The sequence below is a fragment of the Pseudomonas sp. TE9122 genome, assembly GCF_056278925.1.
The window spans coordinates 2,780,539-2,805,793 of record NZ_JBWBQI010000001.1 but is presented as its reverse complement, the minus strand read 5'-3'; the positions used below and the strand labels follow the sequence as shown (position 1 = coordinate 2,805,793).

Annotated in this window: 10 protein-coding genes and 1 pseudogene; 10 read left to right on the top strand and 1 reads right to left on the bottom strand. The window is 62.5% G+C overall.

The window, feature by feature from the left end:
* Positions 1–492 precede the first annotated feature (492 nt).
* On the top strand, positions 493–852 hold the full coding sequence (locus tag ACZ9BE_RS12600; protein WP_016774969.1) for a DUF6124 family protein: 360 nt from the start codon (positions 493–495) through the stop codon (positions 850–852).
* 366 nt (positions 853–1,218) lie between these two features.
* Here ACZ9BE_RS12600 and gspI read toward each other — a convergent pair whose 3' ends face one another.
* Positions 1,219–1,605 (bottom strand): type II secretion system minor pseudopilin GspI, encoded by a 387-nt coding sequence (gspI, locus tag ACZ9BE_RS12595; RefSeq protein WP_476249505.1) that lies wholly within the window; start codon positions 1,603–1,605, stop codon positions 1,219–1,221.
* Between the two features lie 148 nt (positions 1,606–1,753).
* On the opposite strand from gspI, the gene gspG reads away from it, so the two are divergent.
* The 9 genes and pseudogenes from gspG (at position 1,754) to ACZ9BE_RS12550 (ending at position 25,199) form a co-directional block, all read left to right on the top strand.
* Complete coding sequence (gene gspG / locus ACZ9BE_RS12590) at positions 1,754–2,212, top strand: type II secretion system major pseudopilin GspG (RefSeq protein ID WP_076562599.1); 459 nt, start codon at positions 1,754–1,756, stop codon at positions 2,210–2,212.
* A 47-nt stretch (positions 2,213–2,259) separates the two neighbouring features.
* On the top strand, positions 2,260–3,180 hold the full coding sequence (gene gspK / locus ACZ9BE_RS12585) for a type II secretion system minor pseudopilin GspK (protein WP_476249504.1): 921 nt from the start codon (positions 2,260–2,262) through the stop codon (positions 3,178–3,180).
* Complete coding sequence (gene gspL, locus ACZ9BE_RS12580) at positions 3,177–4,298, top strand: type II secretion system protein GspL (protein ID WP_476249503.1); 1,122 nt, start codon at positions 3,177–3,179, stop codon at positions 4,296–4,298. The genes gspK and gspL overlap by 4 nt, the downstream gene beginning before the upstream one ends.
* A complete protein-coding gene (gene gspM / locus ACZ9BE_RS12575; RefSeq protein ID WP_476249502.1) occupies positions 4,291–4,839 on the top strand; it encodes a type II secretion system protein GspM in 549 nt (182 codons plus the stop codon). Before gspL ends, gspM begins: the two co-directional genes overlap by 8 nt.
* Positions 4,836–7,217, top strand: a complete 2,382-nt coding sequence (gspD, locus tag ACZ9BE_RS12570) for a type II secretion system secretin GspD (protein ID WP_476249501.1) — start codon at positions 4,836–4,838, stop codon at positions 7,215–7,217. The genes gspM and gspD overlap by 4 nt, the downstream gene beginning before the upstream one ends.
* A gap of 1,161 nt (positions 7,218–8,378) precedes the next feature.
* Positions 8,379–9,785 (top strand): type II secretion system ATPase GspE, encoded by a 1,407-nt coding sequence (gene gspE, locus ACZ9BE_RS12565; protein ID WP_252876416.1) that lies wholly within the window; start codon positions 8,379–8,381, stop codon positions 9,783–9,785.
* A pseudogene (gene gspF / locus ACZ9BE_RS12560) lies at positions 9,785–10,998 on the top strand (type II secretion system inner membrane protein GspF). Before gspE ends, gspF begins: the two are co-directional and overlap by 1 nt.
* Before the next feature lie 437 nt (positions 10,999–11,435).
* Positions 11,436–12,539, top strand: a complete 1,104-nt coding sequence (locus tag ACZ9BE_RS12555; RefSeq protein ID WP_476249500.1) for a substrate-binding domain-containing protein — start codon at positions 11,436–11,438, stop codon at positions 12,537–12,539.
* Between the two features lie 174 nt (positions 12,540–12,713).
* Positions 12,714–25,199: a filamentous haemagglutinin family protein gene (locus ACZ9BE_RS12550; RefSeq protein WP_476249499.1), complete on the top strand. Its 12,486-nt coding sequence runs from the start codon at positions 12,714–12,716 to the stop codon at positions 25,197–25,199.
* Positions 25,200–25,255 lie beyond the last annotated feature (56 nt).

The window sequence follows — 25,255 nt, the reverse complement described above, 5'->3', positions numbered from 1 at the left end:
TCAAGGATAGCCAGCTTAGGACGCTTCGGAAGCGTCCGCTTTTAGCCGAAAGCTGCCGTTTTAAAGGGTAATAGTCAGCTCAACAAGCCGATGCGGGACGCATGTGTCTAGCCCAACGTGGCGCAATTGCGCCTCATAAACACAAATGTTTAAAAAAACATCTCCAGTCACGCTCCTAGGCTACATATCCTTGCGCTTTTGCCTACAGCTACGCCAGAATCCGCCGGCTTGTGCGCCTTGGGGGCGGGTTCTATTGTGGTCGGGTCGCTGACGAATCAGCGATCGGGTTTGGTAGCCCGGCTTAGACTTGGCGCATAGCGTCACCCGATTCAGTCCTTTTTGGGGCTGTGTCTTTATGGTGGCCATGCGCAGGGCGTCTTCGGGCGCGCCGGTTTTCCAAGTCACCGGTCTACCAACCTTCGTATGGCCACCACCCCTTCGTTTGGTAGCGAAAAGATGATGGCTCCTTTTCTATGATTTGGAGATTCACTCATGATCAAACCAACACCCAACCCACCCGAAACCGATCCCACGTCTCCCTACGAGTCCCTCGATTCCAACAAACTCCACGAAGCCGCTGACCGCGCGCTCGATCATTACCTGTCGCCAAACAATCTCCTGCCTCCGCCGCGCAAGGCGCGTGGGATGTATGCGGTGACGGCGGATACCAAGAATGAAGAACTGCTGGCTGATGCGAGTGAAACGCTTGCTTCGGCGAAGACGATTGCTCAGGACATTTCCAGTTTGCTGCCGGCGCCGCAGCGGCGGGCATTGTTGGGGGTTGCTCAACTGATCATGCTGGGGGAGCTGGCGGTGAATCGGGTGATGGATAATTTGGAGGTGGCGGGGTGATGTCGTTGGCCTTGATCCGGCGCTGGGCCTTGGGATTTTAGGTGCGGCAGAAAAGCCCCTCACCCCAGCCCTCTCCCGGAGGGAGAGGGAGCCGACCGAGGTGTCTTGCGTTGTGCATCGACCTGGACGAGCGTGTTGATTATGGATTTTTGATGCTTATGCACCGCAGCAGAAGAGCCCCTCACCCCAGCCCTCTCCCGGAGGGAGAGGGAGCCGACCGAGGTGTTTTGCGTTATACATCGACCTGGAAGACCTTAGCGGCTATGGCTTTGCTGGGCTTCAGCAATGCTGGATTCAGAGCGATGCGTTCAGGTCGGCGTATCTCTGGAACATCCCCGAATCGGTTCCCTCTCCCTCGGGAGAGGGCTAGGGTGAGGGGCTTCCTGGCCGTGGCAACAGGGTCTCCAGTCTGGCCAACGGCGGCGCATCTTGGTTGCGATCAAATACTTGGATTCCAATCCTGAGCAGCCGTCCATTTTCTGCGCTGGCGATCACCTGTTCGCAGCGCAACATAAGCCGTCCTTGATCACATTCAACAGCCTTCATCCCATTCGGCAACCGACCTTCAAGGCGTAGCTCAGCCATCCGACTCTGCGCCGCAATCAGCGCAATCGATCTATCCCGCAACACCCCATTACTCTGCGTCATCAACCCCGCGACGCGCACGGCGGCGGACATGGCGACGGCGATGATCGCCAGTGCCACCAGCACTTCAATCAGGGTGAATCCTTCCTCTCGCGAACGCGCGCGCATACATGGCCCAAAAGCAAAACCCAGCCCTCGACGCTAACCCCCGTCCTTGACGGCTTGACGACGGAAACACCCGAGGATTTTCAACATCCCTGACATATCTTCTTGCAACACTGCGCGTCGAAATCAGGTCAAGCCAGGGAATGTCGAGATGGATATCGCACCTTTGAACACGCTCAGTCAGTCGCCGCGCATGCCGCGTGGGCAGCAGGGTTTTACCTTGATTGAGATCATGGTGGTGGTGGTGATTCTGGGGATTCTGGCGGCGATGGTGGTGCCCAAGGTGCTCGACCGGCCGGATCAGGCGCGGGCGACGGCGGCGAAGCAGGATATTGGTGGGTTGATGCAGGCGTTGAAGTTGTATCGCCTCGATCACGGCACGTATCCGAGCATGAATCAGGGGCTGAAGGTGTTGGTCGAGCGGCCGGCGGATGCGAAGAACAGCAACTGGCGTTCGTATCTGGAGCGTTTGCCGAATGACCCGTGGGGCCGGCCTTATCAGTACCTCAACCCGGGCGCGAATGGCGAGGTCGATATCTTTTCCCTCGGCGCCGATGGTCAGCCTGACGGCGATGGCGTGAATGCCGATATCGGTTCCTGGCAGTTGTAAGGCCGGCCGTGAAAACTGGTTCGCTCAACGGGGCGAAGCAACGGGGCATGGCGATTATCAGCGCTTTGTTGATTGCCGCCGTGGTGGCGGTGATTGCGGCGGGGATGTTGACGCGGCAGAGCGTGGCGACCCGGGCGCTGGAAGCCGATCAGCAGCGGGTGCAGGGGCGTTGGGTCGCGCAGGGTGGTCTGGAGATCAGCCGGCAGTTGCTCTGGGATGCGCGCCTGCGTGATCCGTTGACTCGGCGTGATCAGCCTTGGGCGCAGCCGTTGCTGGCGGCGGGTTTTGCCGGGCGGCTGGAGGACGAGCAGGGCAAGTTCAACCTGCGCAATTTGGTCGCCAATGAGCGCATCGATGAGGCGCAGGTGCAGGCGTTCGAGCGCTTGTGTGAGCTGATCGGCGTGAGTGGCGTGGTCAGCCAGCGCATCCGTCAGCGGGTGATTGCCGGTTATCCGCATCTGCTGAATGCGCAGATTGGTGCGACGGGCAAAGCGGGTTTCGACAGCGGCCGCGCGACTTCGCCCGATGCCGATCACAAACCGCCACCGCCGAAGGTGCCGATGCTGCGCACGCTGGATGATTTGCGCAGCGTCGAAGGCGTGACCGATGCACTGGTCGGCCAACTGGCGCCGTACGTGACGGTGATTCCGGCGACGACGTGGATCAACGGCAACACCGCCACGGCGCAGGTGCTGGCGGCGTATGTGCCGGGGCTTTCGCTGGAGCGGGCGACGGCGTTGATTGCCGAGCGTGACGCCGGGCGCTGGTTTATCAATCGCGGCGATTTTGTGAACCGCTTGCGCATGCCGCAGCTGGAAATGAGCAGCGTCAAAGTCGGCATCACCAGTGACTGGTTTCGTTTGCGCGGTGAAGCGCGGCGTGATCAGCGCCGGGTCAGCCTCGACGCTTTGTTGCATCGCAGCGAGGATCGGCTGCCGCAGGTGATCTGGTCGCGGGTGGGCGCATGAGCCAGTTGCGCGTCGGGTTGCCGCCGCTGGCGGAGCTGGAGTTGCACAGCGAAGTGAGTTGCGCCTGGCTGGATCGTCAGGGGCAGGTCAGTCGTGAGGAACGGCTCACCCTGCGCCAGTTGGGGCAGCAGCCGAAACAGCCGCCATTGCTGTGTTTTCTGCATCCGGCCGACAGCCTGCTCGCCAGCATTGATCTACCGCCACTGCCCGCGAACAAAACGGCGGCCGCTGTTAAGTGCGCGGCGCAGGCTTTGATGCTCGGCGACAGCAGCCAAATGCATATCGGCCACAGCCCTCGTGATGCGAGTGGGCAGGTGCAAATCGCCTGGGTGGCGCGGCAGCACTTGCAGCGTCTGGCTGCGGTACTCAAGCAGGCGGGGTTGACGCTGCGCGGTTTGTATCCGGCGCCGTACAGCCTGCCAGTGCTGCCGGGGGTTGTCGCTTGTGTGGCGGACGGGCATTTGCTCCGTCGCGAGAGTTTGAACAGTGCGCAGGTTGAGCCGTTGCTCGGTGACGAAGTTGATGAGGCATCGTTTGAAGCCGGATCAGCACAACGCTGGATCGGCCCCTTGTCCGGTTGGGGTTTGCACGGAGGTCTGCAGCAAACCGGCGGCGAGCAACGCGGCTGGGGGCGCGCTGTCGGGTGTGTGGCTTTGGCCGTGGCGGTTTGGGTGATTGGTCTGAATCTTTACGCCGCTCGCGAAGCGCGGCAGGGCCAGCAGCTCAAGGCGCAAATGAGTCAGCGGGTGAAGCAGGCTTTCCCTGAATTGCCGGTGATTCTCAACCCGCTGCAACAGGCGCGTCAGCAATTGGAGCAGCGGCAAAAAGGCGCGGTCGATGACCCGGCGCAGAACTTCAATCGGCTGGTATTGCAGGCCGGCACGGGCATGCCGTTCATGGCCGGCAGTGTCGAGCGAATGACCTATCGCGACGGCGCCTTGCAACTGGCCTTGCTGAGCGATGCAAACCGTGGCGGCAACGATAAGGACTGGCAAAGCACGTTGGCCCAGGCCGGCATCAGCGTCACTGCCGATGACGCAGGCTGGACGCTGCGCCCGAGCGATGAATCCAGCGCCAACACCAACGAAGACGACGACAGCGGAGCAGACGATGAGTAGGGCGACGCTGGCGATTTACCGTGCGCGTTGGCAGCGCTTCAGCAGTCAGTTGCAGGCGCGTTGGCAGCCGTTGGCGCTGCGTGAGAAACGCATGGTCGCCGGCATGGCGCTGGTGCTTGTCGGTCTGCTGATCTGGCTGACGCTGGTCAAGCCGCCATTGGCCAGGATCACTTTTTGGCAGAGCGAAACGCCCAAGTTGCGCGCACAAACCGAGGCGCTGGAAGTGCTGTTGCGCAGCGTCAATGTGCGGCCGCAGGGGCAAAGCGTTGACCAGTCGCTGGAGCAAAGTCTGCAAGCGGCGGGGCTGGCCGGGCATTACCAATTACAAGCAGCGGAGGGCGGTGCGTGGCAGTTGAATGTCGACGCCGCGCCGGCCGATGCGCTGCTCGACTGGCTGCTCAGCCAGCCATCACAACTTTCTCTGCAGGTGGTCGAGGCGCAGTTGCAGCGCGCAAGCGCGGCCTCGACCGAAGTCACTGCCGGCACATTGTCAGGCACCGTTCGCATGGATCAGGCGCAGGGCGCTAAGGAAGCTTCATGAAGGAGTCACGCTGCAAACCGGCACGTCTGGCGCTGCCGTTGTTGCTGATGGCATTGAGCGCGTGCAACAGCACCACGGCGCCGCAGCATCAGCCGCCGCTGTTGGTCGACAGCGAACTCGGGCGGCCCCTGGCCAACACCCAGCGCAGCGGCGATGCGGTGGCCGATCGCGAGCGGGCGCAGGCCCAGGCGCGACCGGTGCCCAAGCAGTTGCACAACATCAGTCAGCGTGGGCGCAGTGCTGGTGTTGCGCCGAGCAATGCGATCCCGCGCAATCCGTTGGGCGAGCAACCGGTGACGCTGAATTTTGTCGAGGCCGATATTCAGGCGGTGGTGCGGGCGCTGTCGCGGGCCACCGGGCAGCAGTTTCTCGTCGATCCACGGGTCAAGGGCAATCTGACCTTGGTCTCGGAAGGTCAGGTGCCAGCCCGCCAGGCTTACGACATGCTGCTCGCGGCGTTGCGCATGCAAGGCTTCAGCGTGGTCGATGTCGGCGGCGTGGCGCAGGTGGTTCCCGAGGCCGACGCCAAACTGCTCGGCGGGCCGATCTACAGCGCCGACAAACCGGCCGGCAACGGCATGCTCACGCGCACGTTTCGCCTGCAATACGAGAACGCGGTGAACCTGATTCCGGTGCTGCGTCCGATTGTCTCGCCGAACAATCCGATCAACGCTTATCCCGGCAACAACACCGTGGTCATCACCGATTACGCCGAGAACCTCACCCGTGTCGCGCAGTTGATCGAGAGCATCGACACGCCGAGCGCGATCGACACCGATGTGGTGCAGATCCAGAACGGCATTGCCGCCGATATCGCGCCGATGGTGGCCGACTTGCTCGACGCGCCGGGCAATGATCCGACGCAGAAAATCGCCGTGATCGGCGACCCGCGCTCCAACACCATCATCATCCGCGCCGGCAGCCCCGAGCGTACCGAGCTGGCGCGCAACCTGATCTACAAACTCGACAACGCGCAGAGCAATCCGAGCAATCTGCACGTGGTTTATCTGCGCAACGCCCAAGCGGCGAAACTGGCGCAGGCGCTGCGCGGTTTGCTCACCGGCGAAAGTGATAGCGGCAGCAGCGACGCGGCGCGGTCGGTGCTCAGCGCGATGGGCAGCAGCACCGGCGGCAATGCCGGGCAGAACGGCCAGAGCAGCACGCCGAGCACTGGCACTTCAACGACGACTGGCAGCGGCGCAACCGGCGGTAGCTATGCGCAGGGCAGTGGCGGCGGCAGCAGCAGTGGCGGTACGCAGAGCAGCGAACAGAACGTTGCTTTCAGCGCTGGCGGTGTGACGATTCAGGCTGACGCCACCACCAACACACTGCTGATTTCCGCGCCGGAACCGCTGTATCGCAACCTGCGTGAGGTTATCGATCTGCTCGACCAGCGCCGTGCGCAAGTGGTGATCGAGAGCCTGATCGTCGAGGTTGGCGAGGACGATGCTAGCGAATTCGGTGTGCAATGGCAGACCGGCAATCTTGGCGGCAAGGGCGTGATCGGTGGCGCCAATCTGGGTGGCGCGGGTCTCAATACGGGAGCGAAGAACAGCATCGACGTACTGCCGCAGGGTTTGAACCTTGGCTATGTCAACGGCACGGTCTACATCCCCGGCATCGGCAAGATTCTCGACCTGAAAGTGCTGGCCCGGGCGTTGAAGAGCAAGGGCGGCACCAACGTGCTGTCGACGCCGAACCTGCTGACCCTGGACAACGAAGCGGCGAGCATTTTTGTCGGCCAGACCATCCCGTTTGTCAGCGGCAGCTACGTCACCGGCGGCGGGGGCACCAGCAACAACCCGTTCCAGACAGTGACCCGCGAAGAGGTCGGCCTCAAGCTCAACGTACGCCCGCAGATCTCCGAGGGCGGCACGGTGAAGCTGGATATCTATCAGGAAGTCAGCAGCATCGATGAGCGCGCATCCAACAGCGTGACTGCGGCGGGCATCGTCACCAACAAGCGCGCGATCGACACCAGCATTCTGCTCGACGATGGGCAGATCATGGTCCTCGGCGGGTTGCTTCAGGACGGTTACAGCCAGAGCAGTGATGCAGTGCCGTGGCTGGGCAGCCTGCCGGGCATCGGCGCGCTGTTTCGCAACGAACGCCGGGCGATCACCAAGACCAACCTGATGGTGTTCCTGCGCCCGTACATCATCCGCGACAGCGAAGCGGGGCGCAGCATCACCCTCAACCGCTACGACTTCATGCGCCGCGCCCAGGGTGGCTTGCAACCGGAACGCAGCTGGGCGATGCCCGACATGCAGGCGCCGCAATTGCCAAGCGCCGCGCAAGGCGTGCCAGCGCCGGGGCCGACATCAGGCCCACGGGCCACGATCAAAGCCGTACCGATTGAAGGGAGCACTCGGTTTTGACTGAGATGATGACGGTGGCGAGGGGATTCATCCCCGCTCGGCTGCGCAGCAGTCGTAAACCGGGCACACGCGATTTGCCTGTAGAAACCGGTTCTCAAGGTTTGGGTCTGCTGCGCAGCCCAACGGGGATAAATCCCCTCGCCACAGGGGATCGCATTGCCACAGAGGATTGCATTGCTACAGAGGATCCCATTGCCACGGTACCGATTGAAGGGAGCACCCGGTTTTGACTGAGATGGTGATTGTGGTGAGGGGATTTATCCCCGCTCGGCTGCGCAGCAGTCGTAAAACCGGTACACGGGATTTACCTGTAGAAACTGGTTCTCAAGGTTTGGGTCTGCTGCGCAGCCCAACGGGGATAAATCCCCTCGCCACAGGGGATCGCATTGCCACAGAGGATCGCATTGCCCCAGAGGATCCCATTGCCACGGTCTCGATTGAAGGGAGCACCCGGTTTTGACTGAGATGATGACTGTGGCGAGGGGATTCATCCCCGCTCGGCTGCGCAGCAGTCGTAAAACCGGTACACGCGATTTGCCTGGAGAAACTGGTTCTCAAGGTTTGGGTCTGCTGCGCAGCCCAACGGGGATAAATCCCCTCGCCACAGGGGGGCTCATTGCCCCAGAGGATTTCATTGCCCCAGAGGATCCCATTGCCACAAGGGATCCCATTGCCACGGTTTCGATTGAAGGGAGCACCCGGTTTTGACTGAGAGGATGACGGTGGCGAGGGGATTTATCCCCGCTCGGCTGCGCAGCAGTCGTAAACCGGGCACACGCGATTTGCCTGTGGAAACCGGTTCTCAAGGTTTGGGTCTGCTTCGCAGCCCAACGGGGATAAATCCCCTCGCCACAGGGGGGCTCATTGCCCCAGAGGATCCCATTGCCACGGTACTGATTGAAGGGAGCACCCGGTTTTGACTGAGATGATGACTGTGGTAAGGGGATTTATCCCCGCTCGGCTGCGCAGCAGTCGTAAAACCGGTACACGCGATGTGCTTGTAGAAACCGGTTCTCAAGGTTTGGGTCTGCTGCGCAGCCCAACGGGGATAAATCCCCTCGCCACAGAGGATCGCATTGCCACAGGGGATCTCATTGCCACTGAGGATCCCATTGCCACAGGGGATCTCATTGCCACGGTGGATTGTGGGGAGCATGGACGATGAGTGTATTGCCGTACGCCTGGGCCAAGGCGCAGCGGATTCTTTTGCGCGATGGCGTGTTGACGGTGTGCCCATCGACGCCCGGCTGGTCGATCAGCGAAGTGCGTCGGCAGTTCGGTGCGACGCAGGTTGAGCGGGTGCGTGATGACGAGCTCGACGGGCTGCTCGCCAGTGCTTACGCCGATACCGGCAGTGCGGCGGCGGTGGTCGGCGCGGCGGAAAACGAAGTCGACCTCGATCGGCTGATGCAGGACATGCCGGAAATCACCGACCTGCTCGACACCCAGGACGGCGCGCCGGTGATTCGCATGATCAACGCCTTGCTCACCCAGGCCGCGCGCGATGAGGCCAGCGACATTCATATCGAACCGTTCGAAACCCATTCGGTGGTGCGCTACCGCGTCGACGGCACTCTGCGCGACGTGGTCTCGCCGCGCAAGGCGTTGCACGGTGCGCTGGTGTCGCGGATCAAGATCATGGCTCAGCTCGACATCGCCGAAAAACGCTTGCCGCAGGACGGTCGCATTGCCTTGCGCGTAGCGGGGCGGCCGATCGATATTCGGGTGTCGACGGTGCCCACCGGCCACGGCGAGCGCGTGGTGATGCGCCTGCTCGACAAACAGGCCGGGCGCCTGCATCTGGAAACCTTGGGCATGGATGCGCAGGTGCTGGCCAAACTCGATCACCTGATCCGCCAGCCCCACGGCATCGTTCTGGTCACCGGGCCTACCGGCAGCGGCAAAACCACCAGCCTCTACGCGGCGCTGGCGCGGCTGGATGCGAGCACCAGCAACATCCTCACCGTGGAAGATCCGGTGGAATACGATTTGCCGGGGATCAGCCAGATTCAGGTCAACGCCAAGATCGACATGACCTTTGCCCTCGCGCTGCGGGCGATTCTGCGGCAAGACCCGGACATCATCATGATCGGCGAGATCCGCGATCTCGAGACCGCGCAAATCGCCGTGCAGGCCTCGCTCACCGGGCATCTGGTGCTGGCGACGCTGCACACCAACGACGCGGTGTCGGCGGTCAATCGCCTGATCGATATGGGCGTTGAGCCGTTCTTGCTCGCGTCATCCATGCTCGGCGTGCTTGCGCAGCGCCTGGTGCGACGCCTGTGCAATCAGTGCAAACAGGAAGACCCGGCGACGCCCGGCACCTGGCGTCCGGTCGGTTGCGCGGCGTGCAATCACACCGGTTACAGCGGCCGCACCGGCATCCACGAATTGTTCTGCATCGACGACAACATCCGCACGCTGATTCACCAAGGAGCAGGGGAGCAGGCCCTGCGCGCGGCGGCGTCGAAAGCGGGGATGTTCAGCCTGCGTGAGGACGGTGAGCGCTGGATTCGCAGCGGTGCCACCGCGCCGGAAGAAATCCTTCGTGTGACACGGGACGCCTGATGAATCGCTATCGCTTTGAAGCGGCGGATGCCACCGGGAAAATCGAGTCCGGGCACCTTGAGGCGGACAGCCAGAGCGCGGCGTTCAGTGCCTTGCGCGGGCGTGGCCTGACGGCGCTGTCGGTGCACGAGGAAAGCAACGTCGCCCGACACGGCGGCGGCGGTTTGTTCAGCGCCAGACTCTCCGACAACGACCTCGCCTGGGCCACGCGGCAACTGGCGAGCCTGCTCGGCGCCAGTCTTCCGCTCGAAGCAGCGCTGAGCGCCACGGTCGAGCAGGCCGAGAAAAAGCACATCGCCCAGACCCTTAGCGCCGTGCGCGCCGATGTGCGCAGCGGCATGCGTCTGGCGGAATCGCTGGCGTCGCGGCCACGGGATTTTCCCGAGATTTACCGCGCGCTGATTGCCGCTGGCGAAGAGTCCGGCGATCTGGCGCAGGTGATGGAACGGCTGGCCGATTACATCGAGGAACGCAACAACCTGCGCGGCAAGATTCTTACCGCGTTCATCTATCCGGGCGTGGTCGGGGGCTGGTGTCGATCGGCATTGTGATTTTCCTGCTCAGCTACGTGGTGCCGCAGGTGGTCAGCGCGTTCTCTCAAGCGCGGCAGGATTTGCCGGGGTTGACCCTGGCGATGCTCACCGCCAGTGATTTCATTCGCGCGTGGGGTTGGTTGTGTGCGGCGCTCATGGCCGGGGCGTTCTGGAGTTGGCGTTTGTATTTGCGCAATCCGGCGGCGCGCTTGAGCTGGCATCACCGGGTGCTGAAGTTGCCGCTGTTCGGGCGTTTCATTCTCGGCCTGAACACCGCGCGTTTCGCCTCGACCCTGGCAATTCTCGGCGGTGCCGGCGTGCCGTTATTGCGTGCACTGGAAGCAGCGCGGCAGACCTTGTCCAACGACCGCTTGAGCCTGAGCGTCAGCGAGGCCACGGCGAAGGTGCGAGAAGGTGTCAACCTCGCCGCCGCGCTGCGCGTGGAGAATGTCTTCCCGCCGGTGCTGATTCACCTGATCGCCAGCGGCGAGAAAACCGGTTCGCTGCCGCCGATGCTCGAGCGCGCGGCACAGACCTTGTCGCGGGATATCGAACGGCGAGCGATGGGCATGACCGCGCTGCTGGAGCCGCTGATGATTGTGGTGATGGGCGGGGTGGTTCTGGTGATTGTGATGGCGGTGTTGTTGCCGATTATTGAGATCAATCAGTTGGTGCAGTAGCCGCTTTTGATGTTGGCCGGGCTGGCCTCTTCGCGAGCAGGCTCGCTCCCACAGAGGAACGCATTTCAACTGTGGGAGCGAGCCTGCTCGCGAAAGCGCCAGTCCCGACAACACAAAACTCAAATATTTTGCACCGGCCTGACCCTCACCCGAGCCCCAATCCGCCCGTCCTCGGGTTCTCCATTCTGTCATCTGCAACCATCCGCCAACGGCTCCAGCCCGATTCAGCCAAACCCCCGATCCAGACGCGCCGCAACCCACCGCAAACACCCGAGAAATCCGCACCAAAATCCCCGCGCAGCTCCCGAGGTTTTTTCCTTTATCTGTCACCGGAAGCTGCGAATTTCTTCCTGCGGCTCCACTGCGGTGGACCCTCCCGGTGTCATGCAAGCCTTCCGAAACCTGTGTTCCAAACCAAGTTGAAAAGGAGATTCTTCATGTTCAAGCGCACTCTGATCGCCGCCTCACTGACCGTCGCCGCTCTGGCTTCCGCCCAGGCCATGGCCGTAACCGGTGGTGGTGCTTCCCTGCCTGCCGCTCTGTACAAAGGTTCTGCCAACAGCATCCTGCCAGCCAACTTCAGCTACGCCGTAACCGGTAGCGGCATTGGCAAAAGCGCTTTCCTGACCAACAACGCTGCCCAGTTCAGCACCACCGGCACCGTGCACTTCGCCGCTAGCGACTCGATCCTCAGCGCTACGGAACTCAGCACCTACACCACCAACTTCGGTGCTTCGTACGGCCCGTTGATCCAGCTGCCATCGGTGGCCACTTCGGTTGCCATTCCGTACAAAAAATCCGGTCAGACCGCGCTCAATCTGACCAGCGCTCAACTGTGCGATGCGCTGTCGGGCACCGCCACCACTTGGGGCGCTCTGCTGGGTAACGCCGACAGCACGCCGATCCGTGTGGTTTACCGCAGCGTGTCCAGTGGCACCACTGAAATCCTCAGTCGCCACCTGAACGCCGTTTGCCCAGGCAAATTCGCCGTCAACTCCACCTTCACCAACGCTCGTCTGCCGGCCGGTTCCGCGCTGCCATCGACTTGGGTCGGCGTAGCCAACACCGCTGATGTGGCCACTGCGGTGAACGCCGTGGACGGTTCGATCGGCTATGTGGGTCCGGACGGCGTGAACGCCACCAGCAACGCTGTGGTTGCCCGCGTCAATGGCGTCCAGCCAACCAACGCTAACGTGACGCTGGCGCTGAGCACTGCACCGGTGCCAAGCGCACCTGCCAACCCGGCTGGCTGGGCCCCGGTCGTGCCTAACCCGGCAAGCGGTTACCCGATTGTGGCTTACACCAACTTCATCTTCGGCCAGTGCTACAAAGATGCAGCCGTGGCCACCGCCGTGCGCAACTTCCTGACCACCCACTACAGCAACCCGGGCAACAACGTCGCCACCGTCGCCCACAGCTTCACGCCGGTTCCCAACAACTGGAAAACCGCTGTGACCGCCAACTTCATCACCAACACCTCGGGCAATAACCTGGACATCAACAACGCCAACGCCTGTAACGGCATTGGTCGTCCTTTGTAAGCCTTGTCTCAACTGCAATGAAACGGCAGCAGCCTTCGGGCTGCTGTTTTTTTTTGCCGATTTACTCCTCGAACATGAAGTTTGTGTGACATCCGTTCGGTCGTGAGGCTCGCCAACTGCCTATGTCGTAACAGCAGGGCTGATCCGACCTGCCACCCAAAAGGACCTGTAGTGATGCTTGCTCGCACCTCCCGTCACAGTAACCGTATCCGGCCGATCAAACGTGGCGCGGGCGATCCCGCACAGTGGCTGCTCAAGCCATTGGCGCAAGCTGTCGCCTTGTGTCTGGTGGCGGGCAGTGCCGAGGCGGCGACAGCGTTCAGTTCCACCTGGTTTGCCGCGAAGGGCGCAGCGCAGCAGGCTTCGGCGTCGCGTCCGGGTGGGAGCGGTCTGCCGGGGATGACCCCACCGCTGGCACAGCAGCAACGGGCCAGCCAGCAGTTGCAGCGCTCTTTGCAGACACTCAATAACACCGTTGCAGCGATTGCCGCTCAGCAGGCCGCACAAGCCGCTGGACGTGCCGCCGCATTGGGCAGTGTGCAAGTGGTTCCGGACGGATTGGGCGAGGGCGGCCTTAAGGTCGATAACAGCCTGAGCCAGGGCTGGATGAACGCCAAAGGCCCGCAACAAACCCAGGCCGACGGCAAGACCACGGTGAAGATCGAGCAGACCGCCGACAAGGCGATTCTCAATTGGGAAACGTTCAACGTCGGCCGCAATACCACAGTGGAATTTGCCCAGCAGGCCAACTGGGCGGTGCTCAATCGCGTCAACGATCCGAGCGCACGGGCCAGCCAGATTCAGGGGCAGATCAAAGCGGACGGCACGGTGATGCTGATCAACCGCAACGGCATCGTCTTCAGCGGTGGCAGCCAGGTCAATGTACGAAATCTGGTAGCGGCAGCCGCGAACATGACCGATGCACAATTTCGCAATCGGGGTCTGTATTTCGACAGCACCGGCAGTCAGCCAACCTTTACCGACGCTGCTGGCAAAGTCCTGGTGGAGCGTGGCGCAACCATACAAACGCATCAACCTGCGCTCTCCACCGACGCCGGCGGCTATACCTTGCTGCTCGGCCAGGACGTGCAGAACGACGGCTCGATCAGTACGGCCAAAGGTCAGACGGTGCTGGGTGCGGGGGACCGTTTCTATATCCGCAAGGGCTCGGGCACTGACGGCAATGGTTATTCAACCACTTTCGGCAGTGAGGTCATTCCCGGTTTCAAGGCTGACAGCTCGGGCAAAGTCAGCAACACCGGCCTGATCCAGGCATCCACCGGCGACATCACCCTGACCGGCCGCGATGTTGTGCAAAACGGTGTGCTGCTGGCGAGCACTTCGGTGGCGACGCGCGGCACCGTGCATCTGCTCAATCCGGCCAGCGATGCCCAAGGCCGTGTGACCCTGGGCGAAAATGGCGTCAGTGCGATTCTGCTCGACAGCAGTGATCTCACGGCCCTGGACAGCCAGCGCGAGGCGGCGCTGACCGGCGTCAATGCCAACAACCGGATCCGCAGCGATCAGTCACGCATCGACATCGGCAGCGGCGGCACCGTCGAATTCAAAAGCGGCTCGATCACCCTTGCCACCGGTGGGCAGGTGGCGGTTGCCGCCGGACAGCGCAGTCTATTGCGCGAGGGGGCGGTGATCGACGTGTCCGGCGCCCTCGGCGTCAAAGTGGCGATGGCAAACAACAACATCAAGATCAACGTCCAGGGCAACGAGCAGCGTGATGCGCCGGTCAATCGCGAGAGCGGCGCGCTCAACAGTAACGACATCTGGGTCGATGTCCGTGAGCTGGTATTCGTGCCGGCGGGCACCAACGGTTACGCCACCGACCGCTGGTACACCGCCGGTGGGTTGTTGGAGGTCGGCGGATACCTCGGCACTCAGGGCCATGGCGTTGGTGAATGGATGGCGCAGGGCGGTGAGGTGCGGTTTTCCGGAAAGGACGTGATCAGCGAAAAAGGTTCGCTGATCAATGTGTCCGGCGGCACGCTTGATGTGCAGGGCGGCGAGATTCGCCAGAGCTGGCTGCGCGGTGCGGACGGGCGCTTATACGAAGTGTCGCGTGCGCCGGGCGATATTCTCTACAACGGTCTTTACAAAGGTTACGAAAGTCACAGCGAGCGCTGGGGCCAGACGGATTATTTCTATAGCCCGCTGATCGCGCCGGCGCGTCGTCAGGAAGCGGGTTACACCGTTGGCCGGGATGCCGGCCAGTTGGTGATCGCCACGGGCAACGCCGTGCTGGAAGGCCAGCTGTTGGGTGAGGTATTTCAGGGCGAACGGCAAATCCAGGCACCGCGGGCAGGTCTGGACGGCTATGCCCAGACCCAGACCGCCCGGGCGCGGCGAGGGCAGTTGGTGGTTGGCAGTTACGATGCTGCTTATGTCGCTGCCAGTGCAGGCCTGCTCTATCAACTCGACCCGTTGCTCGATCAGGTGCAAGTGGGGGGCGCGCATGCCAGCGTAGCGAACGCAGGGCTGACCGACGCGGTCGCGGCAGAACGCGCAGGCAAACTGTTCCTCGATGCCGGGCTGCTCAATGGTTTCGCGCTGGGCGCGCTGAAGATTTCGGCGAAAAACACGATTGAAGTCAATGAAGGCGTGACGGTGGATCACGGTGGCAACATCACCCTGTTCAGCCCTGACGTGCAGGTCAATGCCGATCTGATTGCGCAAGGCGGCAGCCTGCAATTGGGCAACGTTTTGAACCAGCTCGCCACCGATCGGCGTGATGACACCAGTCTCCAGGTTTCAGCAGGCAAGCAAGCGCGGGTGACGGTTGCGCAGGGTGTGCAGCTGCAGACACGCGGTCTGTGGAGCAACCTGTCGAGTAACCCGGACGACGCGGGCGGCCTGGCGTACCTCAATGGCGGGACGGTGTCGATCCGCAGTACCGGCGATATTCTGCTGGCCAGTGGCAGTCTGGTCGATGTTTCGTCGGGCGGTGCGGTATTGGCCAACGGCAAGATGCGTGGCGGCAAGGGTGGCGACGTGACGCTTGAATCCAGCGCCAACAGTGCGCCAGGCCTGTCGCGCATGGTGCTCGATGGCGAGGTGCAGGGCTATGGCGTGAACGGCGGCGGCACCTTGACCGTGCAGGCCAGCAAGGTGCGGATCGGCGCTTCCGGCGAAGTGTCCGAAGACCAGACCCTGCGCCTGACGCCGGAGCTGTTCCGCACGGGGTTCAGCGCCTACAACATCATCGGTCTGAAGGAGCTGGAGGTCGCCGCGCAAAGCGCGATCGATGTGCAGATGCCGGTCTATCGATTTGGCGAATCCGCCTCGACCATTGTGTCCGGTTTGTCGCCGCGCGCTGCGCTGGAGCTATGGACTCCCGCGTTATTTCAGGAAGACCCGCTCAAGGGCGTCTTGACGCAAAGGGCCGGCGCTTCTGTCGCATTGCAGGCCGGCGCGACGCTTGCTGGCTTGATTGATCCCGCCAGCAGTCCGTTGTCGATTGGCGAAGGCTCACGGATCAGTGTCGATCCCGGCCAGCGCATCGGTTTGCGCGGGGCAGGCCAGATCACGCTTGATGGTGAACTCAACGCCTGGGGCGGTATTGTCGATATCCGTCAACAGCAGTTCGGCGCGATTGATGTGGCGACGTCCTTGCAAGAGGCCGATCCGACCCCGCACAACCGTTCGATCTGGATCGGTGAACATGCCTTGATCGATGTCGCCGGTCGGGCAGCGACCGCTGTCGATGCGCTGGGCCGCGTCTACGGCCAGGTTGGCAAGGGTGGCTCGATCATTGTCGGTGGCGAGATTGATGTGAAGAAAATCACGGCGACCGCTGCCGATGCTTACGTCATCATCCGCCAAGGTGCGCGACTGGAAGCGTCCGGTGCGCAAGCCGTGCTCGATAGCGGTGGGCAAGGCCCCGCTCGTGTGGCCACCGATGGCGGACGGATCACCCTGAGTTCCTACAATGGTCTGTTCATCGAGGGCAGTCTGCAGGCCAGTGCTGGCGGTGCAGGTGCGGCGGGCGGGCGTCTGGAGATCGCTCTGGATACACCGGCGTACGGTCCCGCGAACTTGAGCAATGCGGTGCGCGTGCCACGTGAAATGATCATTGGCCAAGGGTCCGCGCCGGCACTGCCGCAGCCGCTGCGAGCGGGTGAGGCTTCGCCACTTTTACGCTACGGGCGTGCACGCTTGAGTGCCGATCAGCTGATGAGCGGTGGCTTCGGCAGCGTGAGTCTGCTGAGCAACGGTCTGATGACGTTCGACGGCGATGTCGACCTGCATATGGGGCAGGGCCTGAGCCTGTTCGCCGGTTCTCTTTCATTGGCCGAGTCGGCGAGTGACAGCGCCCGGGTCAACCTCAGCGCACCTTACCTGCGCCTGTCAGGGCTGGGCACCTATTTGAGCTCGGAAGTCAAAGTGCGTCCGCGGGTGATGAGCAATCCGACAGCGCAGTTGTCCGGCGCGCAATTCACCGCCAGCGCGAACCTGCTGGACGTGGGCAACTCGCTTTCATTCGGCACCGAAGGGACTCTTGTGCAATCGGCCGCACCGGCGCTGGCGGTCAGCCGCCGTGGCTTTGGTCTGGTCACGCTCGACAGCCAGGGCGACTTGCGCTTCCTCGCGCCAACCGATGAACAGCAGCGCAGCCGTCTGTGGACTGCGGGTGACATGCACATGCGGGCTGCGCAGATCTACCCGGCCAGTGGCGTCTCGGCTGAGGTGCGAGTGGGCTATCAAAGTATGGCCGGATCGGTGCCGGAGCATACGTTGCGTATCGGCAATCACGGGGCGGCGCCGACCGCTTTGCCTTACTCGGTGTTCGGCAGCCTGACACTCAGTGCGGGACAGATCGAGCAGGGCGGCGTCATTCGTGCGCCTTTGGGGCTGATATCCCTGGGTGATGACGTCATTGTCAAAACCCGTGAACTTCAACTTCTGCCGGGCAGCGTGACTTCAGTCAGCGCCGCCGGACTGGTCATGCCCTATGGAGGAACCACCGACGGTATCGACTATCGGTACAACGGTAAGTCGGTGATGTTGAATGGCATTGCCGGAGCGACCTCCGGGGTCATCCTTGATGCGCAATACACCAATGTGCAGGCCGGGGCGGTGATCGACCTTTCGGGCGGCGGCGATTTGCGCGGTGCCGGTTTTGTCTCCGGACGAGGTGGCTCCACCGATGCGCGTTTCAATCCGCTGGTACGCAATGCCACCGATGGCACCTTCAGTTTGCCGGGACTGGCCAACAACCCCGTGTATGCAATCGTGGCCGGTGACCAGAGCCGCTATGCGCCGATGCTGGCCGAGGCCGGCGCGGTCGACCCGCGTATCGGCCAGCAGATCACCCTCGGGACCGGCGTTGCCGGACTGGCACCCGGCACCTACACCTTGTTGCCATCGACCTTTGCCTTGTTACCGGGCGCCTTCCGGGTCGAAATCAATGGTCAAGCGATTGCGGGGCCGATGGACAGTGCGTTGAAGTTGCGCAATGGCTCGTGGACCACGGCCGGACAGCTGTCGATTGCCAACACCGGTATCCGCGACAGTTTGCCCAGCCAGGTCATCGTGACGTCTGCCGATGTGCTGCGGCGCTATTCACAGTACAACGAAACCGGGTTCAGCCAATTTGTGCTCAACGATGCTGCCCGCCGCGGTCTGCCGCGCGCCCGCACACCGCTGGACGGCAACACGCTGCACCTGCGCATGGTCAGTGGCGGCGAGCACGACTCAGCCCTGGATTTCAACGGGCAGGTGCTGTTCAAACCTGCCAGCGGCGGAGTCATTGGTACGGCGGTCGTTCAGGGCGGTTATACCGGCGCAGAGTTTGAAATTCTCGGTGCCGGGCATACGCGAACGCCAGGGTTCGACGGTGTATCGCTGTACGCCGACACCCTCAACCGCTTGAATGCCGGACGTTTGACCATCGGTGGCACCCCAACCGTGTATTACGGTTCAGAGGGCGGCTCGATCAAGGTGATCGGCAATACCTCGGCGATTCGTCTGCGCGAAGGCGCGATCCTATCGGCGCCAGAGGTTGTGTTGAGCAGTAACAGCGCCAATGGCGGCATCACCATCGATGCGGGAGCGGGGGTCAATACCTTGGGGCGAGGTAACGTCCCGTATGATGCCGCAGCCGGTTTCGTCTACGAACCGGGGCGCTCCAGCCTGCTGGTGGTGTCCAACGGCTGGACGCCGGTGCTTGCGCCCTCCGATGGCGGGGGCGGGAGCATTCGTATCGGCAACTGTCCGACGGCCGATTGCACCGCTGCGGCGTTGCTGTACTCCAACGGCAGCATCATCGCCGCCACTGACAAAGACTTCGAACTGGGCGAAAGCGTGCGCTTTGGCACTCGCCAACTCGGGCTTTCGGTCGGTGTGGTCAATGCCGGCAGTCCGCAAGCACTGGCCGCAGCCAGCGGCCGCACACCCGCGGGCCTGACGCTTAACCAGAACGTGCTGGATCGCCTGTTGCAGGGCGACACGCAATCTGGCGCCCCCGCCCTGGAAACCCTGAGTCTGGTGGCCCGCGATGCGTTCAACTTTTTCGGCAGCGTGACCCTCGACACCATTGATCCGCAGACCGGCCAGAGCCGTTTGCAGAATCTGGTGTTGGGTAGCCCGGCTATCTACGGCTCGGGCGCTGCCACCGATGTCGCGACGATCCGCACCCGCAATCTGATCTGGAACGGGGCGACTCAGGCCCCGGGTACGGTCGTCAACGACGGCGCCGGCAACGGGCACGGCACGCTGGATATTCAGGCGCAGCGGATCGAATTGGGTTATGGCCCGAACCCGCAGCCCAATGGCCTGGATCGCAATAACCGACTGGCCCTGGGATTTGCCAACGTCAACTTCAACGCCAGCGAGCGCATCACCGCCAACCACAAGGGCAGTCTGGCGGTGTACGAATCCCAAGGAGCTTATGACGCGGTCAAGGGGTTCAGCTACAGCGGCGGCAATCTCAATCTGCGCACGCCATTGCTGACCGGCGAGGCCGCCTCGGTCAGTGAACTCAAGGCGGGCAACAACCTGACTCTGAGTGGTAGCGCCACAACGTCTGCCGCGGATGCCCTCGGTGCGCAACTGAGCCTGACGGCACGCAGTGTTGTGCTCGACAGTCGCATCGTCCTCGCCAGCGGCAAGCTGCTGGTCAATGCCGAGGATGATCTGCTGCTTGGCAGCGGCGCGCAGGTGGACATGGCGGGCCGGGTTCTGCCGTTCAATGATGTGCAGAAATACAGCTGGGGCGGCGACGTGTCGTTGCAGAGCAACAACGGCAATATTCGTCAGTTGGCGGGCTCGCGAATCGATCTGTCCGCCGTCAACAATCAGGCCGGGCAATTGAACGTTGTGGCCCTGGCCACTGACGCTGGACAGGTTGATCTGCAAGGGCAGATTGTCGGCAGCAGCAGTGGCTATTACGACGCGGGCGGTACGTGGGTGCCGTACAAGGCCGCTGGCGTGGACATTCGCGCCCAGCGCCTGGCGGGTGATTTGAGCGAGGCCTTTGCCAGCCTTAACCTGCGCTTGAATGCCGGCGGAGTAGTGGGCAGTCGAAGTTTCCAGTTCAAGCAGGGCAATCTGCGTATCGGTAACGAACTCAAAGCGGGCCAAGTCAATGTCTCGGTGGACAACGGCAACCTGACCGTGGGCGGGGTGATCGATGCCAGTGGTGAACGGGTCGGCAGCATTCGCCTTGCCGGCAAAAACGGTTTGAACCTGACAGGCAACGCGCTGCTCGATGCCCATGGCCGCGTACTGCGCGTCGACAGCTACGGCAAAATCATCGACGCACCGAACCGCGCCATGGTTGAACTCAATTCAGGTGACGGCGTGCTGACGCTGGCCGCTGGTGCACGGATTGATCTGCGTCACGGCACCGATGCCGTGCCTGGAAACCAGGCGGGACAACGCGATGACGTGTTGCGTGGGACGCTGGAGCTGAATGCACCGCGCCTGGGCGGCGGTGACATTGCGGTGGATGCCAGCGGTACGTTGAATATTCAAGGTGCCCGCTCCATCGGGCTGAATGCCGTGCGAAGTTACAGTGATGCTGCCGATGGCACCGATCCGGCGGCCAGCGGTCGCCCGTATCAAGTGATCGATCAAGCCTACCTGGATCGCATTCACTCAGACAGCAGCGGCTTTATCGATGCGGCGCTGGGTAACAGTGATCTGCTACAACGCAAACTGGCCGGCCTCAACAATGCGACCTATGCCGATGCGTTTCATCTGCGCCCGGGGGTGGAAATCGTCAGCAAAACCGCTGACGGCGATCTGGTGGTGCAGGGCGATCTCGACTTGTCCGGCTACCGTTACGCCAGCCTCAACCCGCACACTCGCCGGACCTCGGTGTATGGCAGCGGGGAAGCGGGCAGCCTGTTGATCCGTGCCGGTGGCAACCTCGATATCTACGGCAGCATCAACGACGGTTTCGCACCGCCGCCGGAAACCGTGGACGACGCCGGCTGGAAACTGTTGCCGGGGATACAGCCTTTCGGCGGTGACCTGATCGTACCGGGCAGTGGTGTCAGCCTTGCCGAAGGGACGCTCTTTCCGGTTGGCGCCACCTTGAATTACGACCTGCCGATTCAAGCCGCCACACTGGCTGCGGGCACGGTGTTGCCGGTTCAGAGCACTTTGGCCGCACCTTACGTGTTACAGGGTGGAACGGTGCTGGCCGGCGATGTGCATGACGCGGCGGGTAACCTGATGTATGCCGCCGGTACGTTGCTCGACAACGCTGTGACCCTGCCGGCCGGCAGTCGTTTGGGTGCAGGTATTCGCTTGAACAACGCCACCGCACTGCAGGCCCTGCTCTGGCCCAAAGGCGTGCCGCTGCCGGGTGCGGTTGATGCCGACAATAAAACGGTGGGTGTGGTGTTGAACGGAACGTTGGCGCTGTTGCGGGGTTCGCTGATCCCCTCCATGACCAACGTGAAGCTCGCCGATGGCACGGTATTCCTCGACCTGCGTCCTGCCAATGGAAACCAGCAAGGTCGAAACTGGGCGATCGCCAGCATGCTGCCGGCGGGCAGTGCGTCGTGGTCGATGCGCATGGTGGCAGGGGCCGATCTGACCGCGGCCGACAGCCGTAGCGTGAAACCTCAGGCCAGCGTTGGCAACTTGCAGATGGCCGACACTCACTATGGTGTGAGCATGATCGAGGTGGCCGGCAAACTGGTCTGGGCGGTGGATAACGAGTATGGCTTTACACCGTACGAACCGGTTCCCGAGGAATACCTTGTGCTCTGTGATATCGCTCCCGGTTCTTGCGCGCCCATGGCGCGCAGTGTGTGGGCGCCTGGCAACTGGATGGGCATGCCGGATTACACACCGATGAACGATGACGAATTGTTCTGGTGCTCCATCGACCCGGCACTGTGCATTGAAAACAATCCGAGCAAGAGCGCCCAGGCCCACACGCAGATGTTCAGCGTTTTGCGTACTGGCACCGGCGACCTGGATTTGATGGCGGCCGGTAACCTGAGCATGGCCTCACCTTTCGGCGTCTACACCGCCGGCACCCAATCGGCAGACGTCGACGCGCGTTATAACCAGCCCCGCGGAAGGCTGTCGGCTGATGGCTCGGTATTGGGCAGCGTTGGCAGCGATTACGAAAAATGGGTCGATGGCGGCAGTGCCAACCTCTATCAGGCCTGGTATCCGCAGATGGGCGGTAACCTGACGATCAATGCCGGCGGGTCTGTGTCGGGTGATGTGCTTGGCCGTCGCTCGGTCGCCACGGGCGACGGTACGCGGGAGCAGGTGCCCAGTGTGGCGGTGGGCAATTGGCTCTGGCGCCAGGGCACCGGCAACAACGATGTACCGACTGCCTGGTGGATCAATTTCGGCAGCTACGCTGCGCAGCCATTGCCAGCGCTGGGCGAGGAAACCAGACCTTATCTGGTGGGCTTTACCGGGTTCGGTACGCTGGGCGGCGGCAACATCAGTCTGAGCGCCGGCGGGGATGCAGGCATGCTCAAGGCCATGGGCGACGACAGGTATGCGTCGTACCCTCGCAGTCAGGGGTTGATCGTGGCTGTCGGCAGTACGGGCCGCGTGGACAGTGACGGGAACCTGCAACTGACCGGTGGCGGAGACCTGGATATTCGTCTGGGCGGTGTCCTTAATCCGTCTCTGCAGGCACGTGCCGGCCTCGCGGGTACCGGCACGCCGACGCACGACTTGCAGGGCGCGCTCATCAACCTGCGCGGTGCGGCGCAACTGACGGGCGCCGCGTTGGGCGGTATCAATCTGCAGTACGGCGCCTCGGCGCTGTTTCATGACCCACGGGAAACGCGCGCCTTCGACCCGTTCAACTCGACGGCCAGTAATGCCAGTGGTGGGCTGGTGCTGATTCCCGGTGACTCCGGCATGCGCCTCAACACCCGCGGCGATCTGGTGTTGGGTGGCGCCGCCGATCCGGGCCGCGTGAGGTTGCAGAACTCCACACCGTTTACCACGGCGGATGGCATTTACCATGCCGGTGGCGGTTTGAGTGGTTTCTCGCTGTGGACCGATCACACGGCCATCGATTTGTTCTCGGCCGGCGGCAACCTGACGCCCAGCACCCAGTTGATGGAAACCACCGGGCAGGACCCCGTCGCCGGGCTTAACGGGTCACCGACCGATGACCGCTTCGTCTTTCCTTCGATATTGCGTGCCGTGGCCGGCCAGGGCTCGATTTATGCGGGACCATCAGCGGCCTACGGCATAGGCAACCCGGCGCCGGCTCTGGCCTGGTCATTGCTGTTGGCGCCTTCCAGCGCGGGGCAGCTTGAACTGATCGCTGGGGATTCGATCTATGCCGGCGGCTACGCCATCAACCAGTCAGGGGCCAGCCCAGCGGCGCTCGCCACACCGTTTGCACCCGCGTTCAATGGCTACGGCAACAACCAGTCCGCTCGGCCGATCACGACCAACGCCGGCAGCGATGGTGTGCTGGCGCAAACCAATTCGCGCTATCCACTGTTTGCCTTTGGTCCCGATAGCTACTCGGGGTTGAGCAGTGTTCAGGGGCCGGCGCGCTTCTATGCACTGACCGGTGACCTGGTAGGAATTCGCACGGGCGAAACGCTGGCGTTCGCGACCACGAAGCGCACCTGGTATGAATCGGCAGGCCCGGTGTGGATGGTGGCGGGGCGTGACATCGTGGCGTCCGGTACCAATTTGGGGCAACCCACGTTTGCGCCCGTTGGGGGCATGGGTCGCAATAACGAACAGATCGCGTCTACCGGCAATCTGTTCGTGCATAACGATGCGCGCGACATTTCGCGGATTTCGGCCGGGCGAGACATTCTCTACAGCAGCTTCGACATTGCCGGCCCGGGTGTTCTGGACGTCAATGCCGGGCGCAATATCCTGATGGAAGATCGCGCCAGCATCACCAGCCTCGGCCCTGTCGTGGCAGGTGATCAGCGCCCCGGTGCGAGCATCGTGATGCAAGCGGGTGCGGGCGCGCAGGGGCCGGATTACTCACGGTTCATTGCGCGTTATCTGAACCCGCAAAACGTAGCGGATTCAGCGGTGGCTCTGAGCGCGCAACCGGGCAAAGTGGTCAAGACCTTCGTCGAAGAACTGCAGAGCTGGCTGAGCCTGGGTTATGGCTTCAAGGGTAGCGACGAACAGGCGCAAGCGTTCTTCGCCGCACTGCCGAGTACCGAACAGGCGATCTTCGCCCGCCAGGTGTACTTCGCCGAATTGCGTGCCGGTGGCCTGGAATACACCGATGCCGATGGTCCACGCACTGGCAGTTACCTGCGCGGTCGCAACGCCATTGCGGCACTGTTTCCGACCACTGATGTCGCCGGCAATCCGATTCGCTACGACGGCGATATCACGATGTACGGCGGCGCCGGGGTCAAGACGCTGTTTGGCGGCGATATCCAGATGCTCACGCCGGGCGGTGGTCAGGTGTTCGGTATTGAAGGCGCGGCGCCGCCGTCGACGGCGGGGATCATCACCCAAGGTTCGGGCGACATTCAGTTGTACTCGCAAGGCAGCATTCTGCTCGGCCAGAGCCGGATCATGACCACGTTCGGCGGCTCGATTCTCGGCTGGTCCGCCGAGGGCGACATCAACGCCGGTCGCGGCTCGAAAACCACCGTGGTCTACACGCCGCCAAAACGTGTCTACGACATCTGGGGCAACGTCACGCTGTCGCCGTCGGTGCCGAGTACCGGCGCCGGTATCGCCACGCTCAATCCGATCGCCGAAGTGGCACCGGGCAACATCGACCTGATTGCGCCACTGGGCACCATCGATGCCGGCGAGGCGGGGATTCGCGTGTCGGGTAACGTCAACATCGCCGCGCTGACTGTGGTCAACGCCGCGAACATTTCGGTGCAGGGCAAGGCAACCGGCGTGCCGGTGGTGTCGGCGGTGAACACCGGCGCGATCACCTCGGCCAGTTCGGCGGCATCCTCCGCTACGCAAGCGGCGGAAGACGTCGTCCGGCAGCAACAGGCAGCGGCGCGGCAGAACCAGGCCTCGGTGTTCACCGTGCAGGTTCTCAGCTTCGGCAACGAGCAACTGGCACCAACGCGCGATGGTGCCAGTCGCGCGCCAGCGACGGGTTATAACCCGGACAGCCCGGTGCAGGTGCTGGGCGCCGGGGCATTGGATGAACAGGCTAAGCAGCAGCTGACCGAGGAGGAGCGTGGGCAGCTGACGTTGTAAAAGGCTCTCGTGCAGTACGTTTGGGCGGCCGGTTGGCCGCCTTTTTTTATGAATGG